Below are 13326 nucleotides of genomic sequence, written 5' to 3'. Positions count from 1 at the left end.
ATTTAACCCTTCAAAGCCAGAATGCGTCTGGCACCGTTAAGTACAATGACCCCCGCGATGGTGCCGATAATCAGATCCGGATAATTGGACCCGGTCCACGCGACCAGGGCGCCGGCGGTGATGACCCCCAGGTTGATCACCACGTCGTTGGCCGAAAATATCCAGCTAGCCTTCATATGAGCTCCGCCCCCTCGATGTTTGGATACCATCAGCAGACAGGCGGTATTGGCAATCAATGCGACGAATGCGATAGCCATCATCACCAGCCATTCAGGCTCACTACCGAATACAAAGCGTCTCACCACCTCTACGAGTACGCCAACAGCCAAAACCAGTTGGACCACACCAGCAACGTGCGCAACACGGACCTGCCTTTTCACGCTATGCCCAACCGCATAAAGAGCGAGTCCGTACACTGCCGCATCAGCAAAATTGTCCAGGGACTCTGCAATGAGGCCAGTTGACTGAGCCATCAGACCGGCAGTCATTTCCACCACGAACAGAAGTGCATTGATGCCGAGCAACCAGCGCAGGGTCCCGGATTCTTGCTCAGCAGAAGCTGCCGAGAACTCGGCGGCCTTGATGGTCTCCGGATTTGCAGCAACGCTTTCCTGAAGCGCGGCGCCTAGCCCCAAGGTCTTCAGTTTCGAGGTGACGGGCTCGACCTCGCCGTCATGCACGACCTTCAGCCGGCGGTTCGACAAGTCGAAGGACAGCGCCCGAATCTCCTCAAAGCCGTTCAGGGCTAGGCGAATCATTCGTTCTTCTGATGGACAGTCCATCTTCGGCACGGCATAAACACTGACCCATCTCCCTGGCGCCTCGGAGGAGGCCTGTATATCGGTATCCGCTGCGGACGTTGCATCACCGCCACAGGCGCCACCACAGGATTTGCTCATGATACGACTCCACTTGAACAATGTTGTGGTACCATTTAAAACTATAAAGCTACTATAAGGTCAATAGAGTAAAGAATCCGTTGGGGAGGAGGCTGATGCGCATTGGTCAGTTGGCGCAGTTGGTAGGGGTCGAAACACAGACGATCCGCTTCTATGAACAGCAGGGCTTGTTGCCGCCGCCTGATCGGCAGGACAACGGTTACCGTGTCTATACCGAGAAGCATGGTGAGGGGCTGGCCTTCATCCGTCGCTGCAGAATCCTGGGCCTGTCACTGGCTGAGATTCACGAACTACAGAGCTATCAGGACGACCCTCATCAGCCTTGTACCGCCGTCAACGCCTTGCTCGATGATCACATCTCTCATGTGCGGTCGCAGATAACCGCTCTGCAAGCGCTTGAGAAACAACTCGTTTCACTGAGAGCGAGTTGCAACGATGACCGGGAAGTTGAGGCGTGTGGGGTTCTTGCTGGAATTAGCGAAGGAAACATGCACCAGCAGTAGGTGAAGCATCAACCAGATAATCCGATGAGATGCCGGTCTGTCTCACTCTCATGCAAAGGTAAGATCAACCATTTAATCCGCTTACCCAAAATAGTGATGGCCTATGAGGCGGCCCGGACCCTGGCCGGCGAATATCGCCACTTCGCCGACCGCATGGGGCCGAAGCTGGTCGAGCTGCTGGAGGCGGGCCGCGCGCTGCCCTTCGTGCGCTACCGTGAGGCGCGCGCCCAGGCCTCGGCGTTGCAGCCGGTGCTCTCCCGGGTCTTCGCCGAGGAGGTGGACGTGATCCTCGCCGCCAGCGCCCAGGGGGTGGCCCCCAAGGGGCTCGACGCCACCGGCGACCCGCTCTACTGCCGCGCCTGGACGCTGCTCGGCGTGCCCTGCCTCAACCTGCCGCTCTGCCGGGGCGAGGCGGGCATGCCGCTCGGCGTGCAGCTGGTGGGTGACCGCTTCGGCGACGAGCGGCTGCTCGCCATCGCGCAGACCCTGGTGGAGGCGAGCGCCTAGGGTGTGGCACCTGTAGGCAGGTCGGGGGTGACTGGCCAGCGGGCCCGGGCAGGGCCATGATGATGCTCTCGTCTCCGCCTCGCCGGCGGGAACGCGTTCACCCGCCACCTGCCCGAGGAAGCGCCCATGACTCGAACGACTCACCTGCAGGAGCTGCTCCGGGTGCTGCGCCACCACCAGGGCCCGATCGGCGGGCCCGAACTCGCCAGGGCGCTTGGCGTGACCCTGCGCCACCTCTACCAGGACATCGCCGTGCTGCGCGCGGTGGGGGTCGAGGTGGTCAACGAGCCGGGCCGCGGCTATGTGCTGCCGCCGGAGGTCAAGCTGCCGCCGGCGGCCCTGGCCGAGCCGGCTCCGGCCGCTGGTGCTCAGGATGAGCCCGCCCCGCTTATCTTCTACACCAACCCGCTCTCCCGCGGCGGCATCGTCCACTGGATGCTCGAGGAGCTCGGCGCCACCTATCGCATGGTGACCCTCGAGTACGGCGCCGCCATGAAGGCGCCGGAGTACCTCGCCATCAACCCGCTGGGCAAGGTGCCGGCGATCCGCCACGGCGAGACGGTGGTGACCGAGGCCGCCGCCATCTGCGCCTACCTGGCCGATGCCTTCCCCGAGGCCGGCCTGGCACCGCCGCCCGCCGCCCGGGGCGACTACTACCGCTGGCTGTTCTTCGCCGCCGGCCCCCTGGAGAGCGCCATCGCCCTGAACGACCTCGGCGTTGCGCCCACGGCGGAGCAGGCGATGCGCTTGGGCTCTGGCGACTACTGGACCCTGGTCGAGACCCTGGCCGCCGCCGTGGCGGGCAGGCCCTATATCGCCGGCGATGCCTTCAGCGCGGCGGATGTCTACGTCGGCTCCCATATCGGCTGGGGCATGCAGTTCGGCACCCTGCCGCGCCGCCCGGAGTTCGAGGCCTACTGGGCCGGGCTGCGCGAGCGGCCGGCCCACCGGCGCTGCGAGGCCCATATCGAGCAGGTGCTGGCCCGGTAGGGATCATGGCCATGGGACGCCCAGGCGGTCATCTTTCGAGCCTTCCGCTGCACCTCGTCCTGCCGGTGCTGGCGCTGCTGCTCTGGTCGCTTTCGGGCAGTGCCTGGGCCCGCTGGCTCTTCCTGCCCGCCTGGGTGCTGGCCACCCAACTGATCGCCGCCGGCAGCCTGGAGGCGGCCCGCCTGCGCCGCCATGCCTGGCTGGGGCAGTACCTGCGTGACGGCTCCCCCTGGCATCGTCGGTTGCGCGGCGGCGCCCTGATGGTGGCTCGCCACCAGCTCCTCGGCGCCCTGTTGGCGCTGGTGCTGCTGGTGAAGCTGCGGGGGCTGCCTCTCGCCGCTTGGCCGCTGCTGCTGGCGGGGGCATTCGGCGTCGCGCTGGCCCGAGGCTGGCTGCACCGGCGCCTGGCGCCGCACGTGATCGAGGCGCGTCTGCCGGCGGTCACCCGGCGCTTGCTGGTGGGGCCGGTCGCCGGTCTGCTGGCCCTGGCGCTGGTCGGGATGGCCCTGTGGCTGCCCCAGCCATGGCTCGTCGACCTGGGCTGGGAGGCGGCGCTACTGCGCCACCTGCCGGCCGGCGAGGGCGGATCGCTGCTCGCCTTCTTCGAACGCTTGGCGGCCGCCGCCGAGATCACTCGGGCCTGGGCGATGCAGAATGCCGAGGCGCAGCTGTCGCTGGGGGCGCCGCTGGCGCTGCTGGGCTGGCTGCTGATGCTGCTGACCCAGGGCGCCCTTGCCTGGGCCTTCGTGCGCCTGCTGGTCGGTGCCGATGCGCTGCGCGGCGAGGGGATAACGAATCGGCGCCAGGAGGAGACCCCATGAGCGACGCGACCCTGCCTCGTCGGGAAGGGCATGCCCCCACGCGCGGCTTGCTCCGCTGGGGGCTCTCGCTGCTGGTGGTCCTGCTGCTGCTGGTGCTGTTCGAGGGCGGCCACCGCTGGCTGGAGTCGCGCAGCCAGGCGCCGCTGTTCCGGGTGATCGTGGCGGGGGAGTCGCTGACCCTGGATGCCCAGGCCCATGCCGACTTCACCCGGGACCTCGCCACACTCACCGGCGAGGCACAGGCGCGGCTCGCGGCGCGCATGGCGCCCTGGTGGGAGGCGCGCCTCGATGCCGCCTTCGTTCCGTTGGTCGAAGCGGTGCCCGGCTATCTGGACTGGTACTTTTCCGCGCCGGGCAGCTACCAGCGGCTCGCCGTGGCCCTGGTCGGTGACCTGGATGCCTGGCTGGACGAACAGCTCCATGAGCGGCTGGTGGTTCCCAGCGGCCTGGAGGCGGCGCTGGCCGAGCTCCAGGCGGACTACCCGGAGCGCCTGGCTCGCGAGCAGCAGGCGATGGCCGAGGGCCTGGCCGCCACGCTTCATGAGCGCTACGCCCCGCGCCAGGTGGCCGCCGAGCCGGGGGAGGGCGAGAGCCCCGGCCTCGATCTGGACGCCGTGCTGCAGCACGCCCTCGATGAGGGCCTGGATCGTTCGCGATGGAGTGCAGCGGCGGTGGGGGGAAGCGGCGTGGGGCTGGTGGTGGGCCGCGCCCTGGCCGGACGGTTGGGGGCGGGTGCGGCCGTACAGGGCAGCCGCATGGCGCTGCGCAGCCTCGCGCTGCGCCTGGGCACCGGTGCTGCGCGCTCGCTGGCCAGCGGCGGGGCGGCGGCGGTAGCCACCTCGCCAACCGGCCCCGGGGCCGTGGTGGTGGGCACGCTGACCACGGCCGCGACCCTGGCCGGCATCGCCGGCAGCGAATACGCCTTGCTCAAGGGGCAGGAGGCGCGCTATCGCCCGGCCATGGAGGCGCAGCTGCAGGAGGCCCTCGACGAGGCCCGGGCGTCTCTGGCCCTGAGCCTCGAGGCCGCCACCGTTGCCACGGCCCGCGACATGGAGGCGCGGGTGAATCGCGTAGTTTCGCCGGATGGTGCGACGGAAAAGATGGGCAACGAGGCGACGCCCGAGGCCTACCGCATTCTCGGCAGGTGAGGCACAACGGCCCCAGGATTTCTACCGGCTCCCGTCAAGTTCGGGATACACTCGGCGTTCGCGAACCGGACGCCCTGACACATGCCCGTTGATCTTCAAGCCCTCTATCCCAAGCTTGTCCACCTGATGCTGGACACGGTCTTCGTGGTCGACAGGGACAACCAGATCGTGTTCGTGAGCGATGCCTGTGAGGTACTGCTCGGTTACCGTGCCGACGAGCTGATGGGCACGATGATCACGAATTACATGCATCCGGACGACCTGGCGGCCTCTCTGGCCTCCATCACCCGGGTCATGAAGGGACAGTCCCACATCGATTTCCGTAACCGCTACATCCGCAAGGATGGCGGTATCGTTCATATCCTGTGGTCTGCCTGCTGGTACGCGGAGGAGGGGGTGCGGATCGGTGTCGCCCGGGATGTGACGGCCCTCAGGCAGGCCGAGGACGAATTGCGCTACCTCGCCCATCATGATGCGCTCACGGGGCTGACCAACCGGTCGCTGTTCTATGATCGGCTGGAATCGGCGCTGCATGCGGCCCACCGCCATCGAAGTGGCCTGGCGCTGCTGTTTCTGGATCTCAACGACTTCAAGCGCATCAATGATGCCCATGGCCATGCGGTGGGAGATCGTGTGATCTGCTCGGTGGCACGACGGCTGGAAGGCTGCGTGCGAGAGACGGACACGGTGGCGCGGATGGGCGGCGATGAATTCACCGTCCTGTTGACGGACATCCACTCGACGGATGCCGTCTCCAGGAAGGTGGAGCAGATTCTCGCGGTCCTTTCCCAGCCCCTGGGCGGTGAACTGGACGGGATCGCGCCCTCCTGCAGTATCGGCGTGGCCTGTTATCCCTACGACGGGGAGGATGCCGACACCCTGCTGAGCCATGCGGATGGCGACATGTACCGGATCAAGAGGCACCGCTCGGCCGCTCGGTGACGAGCGGCCAGGCCAGTCAGGCGCCGTGCAGGCGGCGATGCAGGCCGCGCAGGCGCTCGGCGAAGGCCGGCACCGGCCCCTCGACCACGGCATCGGGCACCACCTGCCGGATCGGCAGCGGCGCCACCGGCGCCGGCGAAGCGCCGATCTCCCCAAGCCAACCGATGAGCTGCTCCGACGAGCTGGCATAGACGATCCGCCCCAGACCCACCCAGCCGTGGGCCGCCGCGCACATGGGGCAGTGCTCGCCGGAGGTATAGACGGTGGCCCGCGCCCGCTGCTCGGGCGTCAGGTGCTCCGCGGCCCAGCGTGCCAGGAAGAACTCCGGGTGCTGGGTAGCGTCGCCGCCGGCCACGTGGTTATGGTCTTCCGTCAGCACCTCGCCATCCCCGCTCACCAGCACCGAGCCAAACGGCTCGTCACCCGCCTCCAGCGCCTTTTCCGCCAGCGCCACGCAGCGCTCCAGGTAGGCCATATCCGTCTCGTCGATCATCATCCGGGCTCCTTGGGTTACCGAGTGAGCCACCAGCATACTCCCAACGCGCCGTTGGCCAACCGAAGCCCACTGAGCTAGGCTGGGGTGCATTACAAATGGAAACAGCCTGGTGACAGGGCTGACCCAGGGAGCAGGGAAGGCGATATGGCAGCGACACCCACCGATTCTTCGTCGGCCAGCCGGTTTTTTAATGTGATCAAGATGATTAGTATAATCTTGATTTCCCTGACTACTGAGCCGGTCGTTGATTTTTAAATCTGAGGCCAAGTTTCATGTTCTGTATATTTCTTATAAGATGTAATGGGTAATGTCGTTTGGGGGTGGTTGTAAGCATTTCGAAAGCGGGTAATTTATAATTCCAAGGGCAGGGTTTTATATATCATGGAAAAACTTGATGATGTTGAAGAATTAAGATTGAAAAATCTCAAATTTTTGCATGGAATGCAGCCTGGATATGGTGCGCCAACATCTAAGAAGTTTTCGCAACATCTGCAAAGCCTAGGTGTAAGGGTAAGTGAAGGCGAGCTTAGTGATTTCTATTCAAAAAAGAAAAAGATAGATTTTTTTGTTTCTCAGAACATTGAGGATAAATTTGGCCTCCCAGAGGGGTGGATGAGTGTGGGTAAAGAATTTCTCCTGGAAGCTTCTGCTGGGGATTTGAAGATGTTTCAGATTTTCCCCCGGTTGCCTGATGATATTAAGTTTCATGTCAGGGAGCTAGTGTTTGCGCTCGCCAAAAACGATGAAGATTAAGAGATGGTGGCTATGAGAAACTATTTATTGTTTTTTGTAATCTTGGGCTTTTCCTTTTCTTTTAATTATGCGCTTTCTCAGACATTTGAGGACGGTTTTGCTGCTCTCCTTAGAGGTGATGACTCGGAAGCCTTATCAAGTTTTAGGGAATCAGCTGAGAGAGGAAACATGGTGTCTCAGTTTTTTGTAGGCATGTACTATCAGAATGGTATAGTGGACCCTGAAATCAAGACACTGGTTTAAGATATGCCGAGGCCGATTTCGAAGGGACCAGAGATGTCGAAACAGAAACGTAACACCCACTCACCGGAGCTGAAGGCCAAGGTCGCCCTGGAGGCTGTCCGTGGCCTGAAGACGGCGAACGAAATCGCTCAGGAATTCGGTGTCCACCCTGTGCAGGTCGGTCAGTGGAAGAAGGCCCTCCTGGCGGACTCCGCCTCCTTGTTCGACAAGAAGCGCGGGCCAAAGCCAAAGCCCGAGTACCAGTCAGACGAGAAGCTCTACGGGGAAATCGGCCGTCTGAAGATGGAGCTCGACTGGCTGAAAAAAAAATGGTTCTTCGCAGACTGGCGTGAAAACGAAGTACTCTTAGGCGAAGGCGGGATAGAGAAACGGCGGTAAATCCGAGTAAGCTGATGTTCACCACAAACGTCTGCTCACGGATACCGCCGTTGCCATGGATGCTACCCCGCTCTGCCTGTTCTGGAAAGGTTTCACCGTCGCCCATCACGAATTCCTGGATGAGCAAACGCTACGGCTCCAGTTGGCGCCTGATGACCGAGTCCCTCCCGTCTGCAGCGGCTGTGACCACGCCTGCTTCCTCGTCCATGACGTGCATCAGCGTCGCGTCCGAGAGGCGCCGTTGCTGATCTACCGGGTGGAGCTGGAGGTGCCGGTACGTCGCCTGCGCTGCCCCGTCTGCGGCCCGACACGCGAGCGCATTGACTGGTTGCCAGGTCGTTCACCGGTGACCACTACGCTGCGCCAGTGGGTGGAGCACCTGGTCACGTTGCTGCCGATCCGGCATGTCGCCGACCTGGTCGGCCTGCACTGGCATACCGTCAAGACCATAGATAAGCAGCGCCTTCAGCGTGACCTGCCGGCGCCGGACCCGACACGGCTGCGTCGCCTGATGATGGACGAGTTCGCCCTCCACAAGGGGCACCGCTACGCCACAGTGATTGCTTGTGCCGACACCCAGCAGGTGGTGTGGGTCGGCGAAGGTCGTTCCCGTGAGGCGATCCGCCCGTTCTTCGAATGGTTGGGTGATGCGCGAAAGCAGATCGAGGCCGTCGCCATGGACATGAACGCGTCTTTCGATCTCGAAGTGAAGGACCAGTGCCCCAACGCCGAGGTGGTCTACGACCGCTTCCATGTGGTGGCCAAGTACGGGCGCGAGGTGATGGATCGGGTGCGCGTCGATCAGGCCAATCAGCTGCGCGACGACAAGGCGGCCCGCAAGGTGATCAAGGGCAGCCGCTGGCTGCTGCTGCGCAATCAGGACAACCTCAAGCCTGAGCAGGCGGTGAAGCTGGAGGAGCTGCTGGCCGCCAATGCCTCACTGACCAAGGTCTACCTGCTCAAGGACCAGCTCAAGACGCTGTGGTTTGCCGAGGACGAGGCGACGGCCCGCAGCGGTTGGCAAGAGTGGGCTGGTATGGCGTTGAGCAGCGGGATTGACGCCTTAATGCGCTTCACCAAGAAGCTAGAGCCCTACCTGGACGGCATCGTGTCCAGTTCTCGCCACCACCTGAACACCAGCGTGCTGGAAGGTATGAACAACCGGATCAAGGTCATCAAACGGATGGCCTATGGGTACCGCGACACGGAATACTTCTTCCTGAAGATCCGTGCCGCGTTTCCCGGCAAAATGCGATGAACCAAAAAAATCCGGAATCAACCTGCCATGATCCGCCGCGGCTGGATCGACGCGGCCGACCGAGTGCCGCTGCTCCGCCAGTGCGCCCTGGCAGGGGTCGCCAGGTCCACCGTTTACGCTCAACGGCAGCCAACGGAGCCTTCCGAGCAGGATGTCGAACTCTGCCATGCGATCGATGAGATCTACACGCAATGGCCGTTCTACGGTAGCCGCCGGATGGTCGTGGAACTCGGTCGCCATGGCTTTCGCGTCAATCGCAAGCGCGTGCAGCGGCTGATGCGCGGCATGGGGTTGGCAGGTATGGCGCCGGGCCCCATGACCAGCCGGCCGCATCCTGAGCACAAGGTCTACCCGTACCTGCTGCGCGGCGTGTCGATCACACGCCCCAATCAGGTGTGGAGTACCGATGTGACGTACATTCGGGTGGCGCGCGGCTTCGTGTACCTGGTCGCCATCATCGACTGGTATAGCCGCAAGGTGCTCAGCTGGCGGGTGAGCAATACCATGGAGGCGTCCTTCTGCGTCGACGCCTTGGAAAGCGCCCTGCGGCTACATGGCAGTAACCGGTCATTCCAAGGCGTGCCGGTTTCCGCTTGCCTTATACGTCGCGTAGTGGCTGGATCAGGGCCACCGCGACCTTCCACTGCCGGTGATCTTCCGACTGCACGAGGACGGTCTTGCGGTTGATCTTGATGACCCGGCCGAACACCTGACCCTCGCGGCTCTCGAAGGAAACGGCCTGCCCCAGGGTCAGGCGGCTCAACACCGCCATCTCCTGTCGGGCCTGGAGGTCGTCGATACGGTGGCAGATGAGGTCGTTGAGCGCCAGGAGCTGGTCGAGGCTCATGTCGTCGATACGCATGGGGAACCGGATCTCGTGCATCGGGAAAGGCGCCACCTTGCCCGATGCGCCGGCGGGTGTCGATTCAGCGCTCGATGTCGGAGCGCAGCGGCGCGTCGGCGAACAGGGTCTTCCAGCGACGCGGTGTCAGCTCGTCGACCCGTGAGGCGGGATGAAGCGCCACGCGCTGGAGGACATCGACCAGATAGGTGTAGGGGTCGACGCCCTGCAGCCGGCAGGTGGTCAGCAGGCTCTGCACGATGCCGACGTGCTCGGCGCCGACCTCGCTCCAACAGAACAACCAGTTGCGCCTTCCCATGGGAATGCAGCGCAGGCCACGCTCCAGGTGGTTGGTGTCGATCGGCACGTCGGGATCGGACAGGAACACCTCCAGACTGCGCTGCCGCTTCAGCGCGTACTCGACGGCCTTGCGCAGCGGGTGGCGGGGCTCCAGATCGTCCCGATGAAGCTGGTGATCGCACCATTGCCAGAAGGCTCGCACCCGCGGTTCGCTGTAGTCGGTGCGCGCCTTGAGTTTCTCCGGTCCTTCGCGGCCCTTCTCACGGATCCAGGTCTCGGCCTTGTAGAGCCCGGCGATCCGCAGCAGGCCTTCCTCAACCGCGTCATCACTGCCCTGCGCCTTCTCGAAGTGCCTCCGTGCGTGGGCCCAGCATTCGGCGTGGGTCACCCCCGGGCGCTTCTCGGCATAGCGGGCATAAGAGGCGTTACCGTCGGTCAGCAGCACGCCTTCGAAGTGGTCGCCCAGCACCGTGTCGATGTGGGCCTTGGCGCGCGACGGGGAGAAGGTGAAGCTGATCTCGTCGTGGTCGCCATACAGCGGCCAGAACCATGCCTCCTGCATCTTGCCCTTGGTCTTGCGGCCCGCCTTGATCGGCGTCTCGTCCATGGCCAGCACCTGGCTTTGCAGCACGTGCTCCAGCTGGGCCAGGTGGATCGGCGACAGCAACGCCGCAGCTCGCGCCACCTGCTGAGTCAGTGTGGTGCGACTGAGCTGGATGCCGGCCTGCTGCAGGCGCTGATGCTGGCGATAGAGCGGCAGGTGGTAGCAGAACTTGTCGACCAGCAGGCCGGCGATGAAGCTGACGTCGGCCAGTGAGCCGTCGAACAGCGTGGCCGGCGCTGACGTTGCCTGGGGCGGCGCCTCCTTGCTGACCTTGAACACCGGGCAACGGTACTCCAGCACCTCGAAGCTGGCCCGGCGCTGCGCCAGGCGGAAGGTGCTGCGCGTGGCGATCACCTCGACGTCGTCCAGGCTCATGCCCTCGGGCAGGTCCGGTGCCACCTCAATCACCTTGACCGGCACCGAGGCATCGAAGCGCAGCCCGGTGTCGTTGACGGCATCACGACGCGTCTTGCGTGACGGCGTCTTGGCGGGTGAGGCGTCTTCATCAGGCTCGGGCGGCGGCGGAGCCGGCAGATCCTGCATACTGCCGAGCAGGCTCTGTTGCACGGCCGGGTCGATCGCCAGCAGGCGCTCCGACTTGCGACCGAACAGCTGCCGCTTGAACCAGTCGAGCTGGCGTTGGAGCGACGCATTCTCTTCCCTGAGGACCGAGTTTTCGGCCAGAGATTGCTGGTATTTCTGCTCCAGAGACGGCGACGACACGAGGCGATATTTCCTGGTGAATCAGGCCGTTATTTTACCATGCCATCAGGCCGCTGACACCTTGGGATGCCAGCGTTTGCGGCGTTTCGTGACCACCAGATCGAGCCCCTCGATCAAGGCTTCGAATTCGGCATGGCTGAGCGTGATTGCCTGGCCTGCGGGGGCCGACAAGGCGGCGAAGCGCCCGCGCTCCAGGCGCTTGCTCCACACGCAGTAGCCGCCGGCCTGGAAGTAAAGGCACTTGAGCTGGGTGCGCCGTCGGTTGATGAAGATGAAGCCGTGGCCACTCAGCGGATTCTGGCCCAGCTGTCGGCGAACCAGGGCGGCCAGCCCATCATACGAGCAACGCATGTCGGTGGGCTGGGTGCACAGCCAGAGCGTGATCGGCGGGCGCATCATGCCCCCCGGCGAAAGCGCAGACAGACACCATCGCCCAGGTCGAGCTCGATCTCCCAGCCGCGGGGCTCGTCACTAATGGCATCTTCCTCTGGCACTGACACGGGTGCGAAGAGCGCCGGCTCGGCAGCCCTGTGATAAGGCATTGGTGCGTCGCCGGCCAGTCGCCGCTTCCAGAGCTTGAAGGAACTGACGGGGAGCCCTACCTGCCGACAGAAGGCTTGCTGGGAGAGCCCGCTTTGGGCCTGTTCGTCGACCCAGGCCTGCCATTGCGAGGCGGGGTGGCGGGAGTGGCGTCGCTTCGACATGGGGACTGATGCTCCGTCGGTGAATGACGGGATCAGCGTAGGGGGTCAGGCCATTTCAAGAAACGACGCGCCAGGATGGCCGCTTACACATGGCACGCCGGAGATCTTCAACAGTGACCAAGGCTCGCAGTTCACGAGCCAGGCCTTCACGGGGGGGCTCAAGCAAGCCGGCGTCGCCATCAGCATGGACGGCCGTGGGCGCGCGTTCGACAACATCTTCGTCGAGCGGCTATGGCGGACGGTCAAGTACGAGGACGTGTATGTGAAGGGCTATGCGAGCTTGGGAGAGCTGACCCTCGGCCTATCCGCGTACTTCTCGTTCTACAACGCCCAGCGGCCTCACCAGTCGCTGGAGAACCAGACCCCGGACACCGTGTATGCGTTGGGGACTGGCGGCGGTGCCGCCATTCCCGATCACTTTGGTCATCAACGTGACACCGCTCAGGACCATGACACAGGGCAGCGCTGTGCAGCTGCAGCCAAGGCCGAGACGATAACTTAAATCGGGACGTTTTCTGTCTTGACGATGGGGTCCACTTTATGGCGATGTGGTAGAGAAAGACTATGAGGAAGCTGTAAAGTGGTATAGAGCATCCGCAGATCAAGGATTAGATGAGGGGCAAAACGCCCTCGCAAGTATGTATTTTTATGGTCAAGGGGTTTCTAAGGATTACCAAAAAGCTAGAGATTTGTATTTGTTGGCTGCAGAGCAAGGTAATTTTGAATCTCAAAAAATGCTGGGGGATATCTTCTATCAAGGGATAGGGGTGGCACAGAACTACGAAGAGTCCGTGAAGTGGTACCGGCTTTCGGCAGAACAGGGTTATGACTTGGCTCAAGTGATGTTGAGCATTTTGTATGGGCAAGGTCGCGGAGTTAAGAGAAATTTTGTTATTGCTCATATGCTTGCCAATCTTGCTGCAGCTCAGGGTAATGAAAATGGAAGGAGATTAAGAGACACTTCAGAACGAGAGTTAACATTTGAGCAAATTGCCGAAGCTCAGATGCTTTCTTCTGAGTGGCAGCCTGGAATGACAATCCCAACGGAAACTTCAACCTGGCCTTAGGAAAATAAAAGGGTCGTTTTCTTTACCCAAGCTGATTCCCCCTACAGGAGGACCCGGAAGGGCGGCTTCGTGTAAAGAAATTGCGTGAATTTTTCTAAGTACAGAAATGGTAGGTTTTCTAAAGGGAAGCTCTGCTGCGAATGAGTCGT

15 protein-coding genes and 4 pseudogenes are annotated in these 13326 nt (G+C 62.7%); 13 read left to right on the top strand and 6 right to left on the bottom strand.

Features of this window, described 5'->3' with window-relative positions; all coding sequences use genetic code 11:
- Nucleotides 1-2: 2 nt before the first annotated feature.
- Nucleotides 3-899 (bottom strand): cation efflux transmembrane domain-containing protein, encoded by an 897-nt coding sequence (locus HIR79_RS13005; RefSeq protein WP_169958688.1) that lies wholly within the window; start codon nt 897-899, stop codon nt 3-5.
- A 95-nt stretch (nt 900-994) separates the two neighbouring features.
- Between HIR79_RS13005 and cadR the strand changes: the two genes are divergently transcribed.
- The 6 genes from cadR to HIR79_RS12975 all read left to right on the top strand — a co-directional run bounded on the left by cadR (nt 995) and on the right by HIR79_RS12975 (nt 5810).
- A complete protein-coding gene (gene cadR, locus HIR79_RS13000) occupies nt 995-1402 on the top strand; it encodes a Cd(II)/Pb(II)-responsive transcriptional regulator (RefSeq protein WP_004364961.1) in 408 nt (135 codons plus the stop codon).
- 96 nt (nt 1403-1498) lie between these two features.
- A complete protein-coding gene (locus HIR79_RS12995) occupies nt 1499-1909 on the top strand; it encodes an amidase family protein (RefSeq protein WP_249322152.1) in 411 nt (136 codons plus the stop codon).
- 126 nt (nt 1910-2035) lie between these two features.
- The gene (locus tag HIR79_RS12990) at nt 2036-2899 is read left to right on the top strand and encodes a glutathione S-transferase N-terminal domain-containing protein (RefSeq protein ID WP_169958687.1); all 864 of its coding nucleotides are present in this window, start codon (nt 2036-2038) and stop codon (nt 2897-2899) included.
- A gap of 11 nt (nt 2900-2910) precedes the next feature.
- Nucleotides 2911-3720: a hypothetical protein gene (locus HIR79_RS12985; protein WP_169958686.1), complete on the top strand. Its 810-nt coding sequence runs from the start codon at nt 2911-2913 to the stop codon at nt 3718-3720.
- Nucleotides 3717-4868: a hypothetical protein gene (locus tag HIR79_RS12980; protein ID WP_169958685.1), complete on the top strand. Its 1152-nt coding sequence runs from the start codon at nt 3717-3719 to the stop codon at nt 4866-4868. Before HIR79_RS12985 ends, HIR79_RS12980 begins: the two co-directional genes overlap by 4 nt.
- Before the next feature lie 81 nt (nt 4869-4949).
- Entirely contained in the window at nt 4950-5810 is an 861-nt protein-coding gene (locus HIR79_RS12975; protein ID WP_169958684.1) for a sensor domain-containing diguanylate cyclase, read from the top strand.
- 16 nt (nt 5811-5826) lie between these two features.
- Here HIR79_RS12975 and HIR79_RS12970 read toward each other — a convergent pair whose 3' ends face one another.
- Complete coding sequence (locus HIR79_RS12970; RefSeq protein WP_169958683.1) at nt 5827-6303, bottom strand: nucleoside deaminase; 477 nt, start codon at nt 6301-6303, stop codon at nt 5827-5829.
- A gap of 384 nt (nt 6304-6687) precedes the next feature.
- Between HIR79_RS12970 and HIR79_RS12965 the strand changes: the two genes are divergently transcribed.
- The 4 genes and pseudogenes from HIR79_RS12965 to HIR79_RS12950 all read left to right on the top strand — a co-directional run.
- On the top strand, nt 6688-7059 hold the full coding sequence (locus tag HIR79_RS12965) for a hypothetical protein (RefSeq protein ID WP_169958682.1): 372 nt from the start codon (nt 6688-6690) through the stop codon (nt 7057-7059).
- A 276-nt stretch (nt 7060-7335) separates the two neighbouring features.
- A pseudogene (locus tag HIR79_RS12960) lies at nt 7336-7611 on the top strand (transposase); the annotation flags it as partial.
- A 124-nt stretch (nt 7612-7735) separates the two neighbouring features.
- A complete protein-coding gene (locus tag HIR79_RS12955; protein ID WP_211620781.1) occupies nt 7736-8938 on the top strand; it encodes an ISL3 family transposase in 1203 nt (400 codons plus the stop codon).
- Between the two features lie 3 nt (nt 8939-8941).
- A pseudogene (locus HIR79_RS12950) lies at nt 8942-9511 on the top strand (IS3 family transposase); the annotation flags it as partial.
- Nucleotides 9512-9536: 25 nt separating this feature from the next.
- Here the strand turns inward: HIR79_RS12950 and HIR79_RS12945 are convergent.
- Genes HIR79_RS12945 through tnpA form a run of 4 tightly spaced genes read right to left on the bottom strand, consistent with a single transcriptional unit; the run spans nt 9537 to nt 12110 of the window.
- Nucleotides 9537-9821 carry a transposase gene (locus HIR79_RS12945; protein WP_249322151.1) on the bottom strand — a complete coding sequence of 95 codons (285 nt, stop codon included), beginning with the start codon at nt 9819-9821 and terminating at the stop codon, nt 9537-9539.
- A 43-nt stretch (nt 9822-9864) separates the two neighbouring features.
- Nucleotides 9865-11406, bottom strand: a complete 1542-nt coding sequence (tnpC, locus tag HIR79_RS12940; RefSeq protein WP_211620778.1) for an IS66 family transposase — start codon at nt 11404-11406, stop codon at nt 9865-9867.
- A gap of 45 nt (nt 11407-11451) precedes the next feature.
- The gene (tnpB, locus tag HIR79_RS12935) at nt 11452-11802 is read right to left on the bottom strand and encodes an IS66 family insertion sequence element accessory protein TnpB (RefSeq protein ID WP_169958680.1); all 351 of its coding nucleotides are present in this window, start codon (nt 11800-11802) and stop codon (nt 11452-11454) included.
- Nucleotides 11802-12110, bottom strand: a complete 309-nt coding sequence (gene tnpA / locus HIR79_RS12930; RefSeq protein ID WP_110068988.1) for an IS66 family insertion sequence element accessory protein TnpA — start codon at nt 12108-12110, stop codon at nt 11802-11804. The genes tnpB and tnpA overlap by 1 nt, the downstream gene beginning before the upstream one ends.
- Before the next feature lie 88 nt (nt 12111-12198).
- Here tnpA and HIR79_RS12925 point away from each other — a divergent pair.
- The 3 genes and pseudogenes from HIR79_RS12925 to HIR79_RS12920 all read left to right on the top strand — a co-directional run.
- Nucleotides 12199-12612: pseudogene (locus HIR79_RS12925) on the top strand (transposase); the annotation flags it as partial.
- A 43-nt stretch (nt 12613-12655) separates the two neighbouring features.
- Nucleotides 12656-12817: pseudogene (locus HIR79_RS18845) on the top strand (tetratricopeptide repeat protein); the annotation flags it as partial.
- Nucleotides 12818-12844: 27 nt separating this feature from the next.
- Nucleotides 12845-13177 (top strand): tetratricopeptide repeat protein, encoded by a 333-nt coding sequence (locus HIR79_RS12920; RefSeq protein WP_502708677.1) that lies wholly within the window; start codon nt 12845-12847, stop codon nt 13175-13177.
- Nucleotides 13178-13326: the final 149 nt, after the last annotated feature.

Origin of the sequence: Halomonas sp. PGE1, assembly GCF_013000985.1 — a bacterium.
Lineage (GTDB): Bacteria > Pseudomonadota > Gammaproteobacteria > Pseudomonadales > Halomonadaceae > Halomonas > Halomonas alkalicola.
Note: the sequence above shows the minus strand (reverse complement) of the source record. Positions and strands in the feature narration are given on the sequence as shown.

Excerpts from the sequence above, each read along its gene's own strand:
- HIR79_RS12965 (WP_169958682.1), top strand. The coding sequence starts at position 6,688 with ATGGAAAAACTTGATGATGTTGAAGAATTAAGATTGAAAAATCTCAAA.
- tnpB (WP_169958680.1), bottom strand. The coding sequence starts at position 11,802 with ATGCGCCCGCCGATCACGCTCTGGCTGTGCACCCAGCCCACCGACATG.
- HIR79_RS12955 (WP_211620781.1), top strand. The coding sequence starts at position 7,736 with ATGGATGCTACCCCGCTCTGCCTGTTCTGGAAAGGTTTCACCGTCGCC.
- HIR79_RS13005 (WP_169958688.1), bottom strand. The coding sequence starts at position 899 with ATGAGCAAATCCTGTGGTGGCGCCTGTGGCGGTGATGCAACGTCCGCA.
- HIR79_RS12945 (WP_249322151.1), bottom strand. The coding sequence starts at position 9,821 with ATGCACGAGATCCGGTTCCCCATGCGTATCGACGACATGAGCCTCGAC.
- cadR (WP_004364961.1), top strand. The coding sequence starts at position 995 with ATGCGCATTGGTCAGTTGGCGCAGTTGGTAGGGGTCGAAACACAGACG.
- HIR79_RS12975 (WP_169958684.1), top strand. The coding sequence starts at position 4,950 with ATGCCCGTTGATCTTCAAGCCCTCTATCCCAAGCTTGTCCACCTGATG.
- HIR79_RS12980 (WP_169958685.1), top strand. The coding sequence starts at position 3,717 with ATGAGCGACGCGACCCTGCCTCGTCGGGAAGGGCATGCCCCCACGCGC.
- HIR79_RS12920 (WP_502708677.1), top strand. The coding sequence starts at position 12,845 with ATGCTGGGGGATATCTTCTATCAAGGGATAGGGGTGGCACAGAACTAC.
- HIR79_RS12995 (WP_249322152.1), top strand. The coding sequence starts at position 1,499 with ATGGCCTATGAGGCGGCCCGGACCCTGGCCGGCGAATATCGCCACTTC.
- HIR79_RS12985 (WP_169958686.1), top strand. The coding sequence starts at position 2,911 with ATGGGACGCCCAGGCGGTCATCTTTCGAGCCTTCCGCTGCACCTCGTC.
- tnpA (WP_110068988.1), bottom strand. The coding sequence starts at position 12,110 with ATGTCGAAGCGACGCCACTCCCGCCACCCCGCCTCGCAATGGCAGGCC.
- HIR79_RS12970 (WP_169958683.1), bottom strand. The coding sequence starts at position 6,303 with ATGATCGACGAGACGGATATGGCCTACCTGGAGCGCTGCGTGGCGCTG.
- HIR79_RS12990 (WP_169958687.1), top strand. The coding sequence starts at position 2,036 with ATGACTCGAACGACTCACCTGCAGGAGCTGCTCCGGGTGCTGCGCCAC.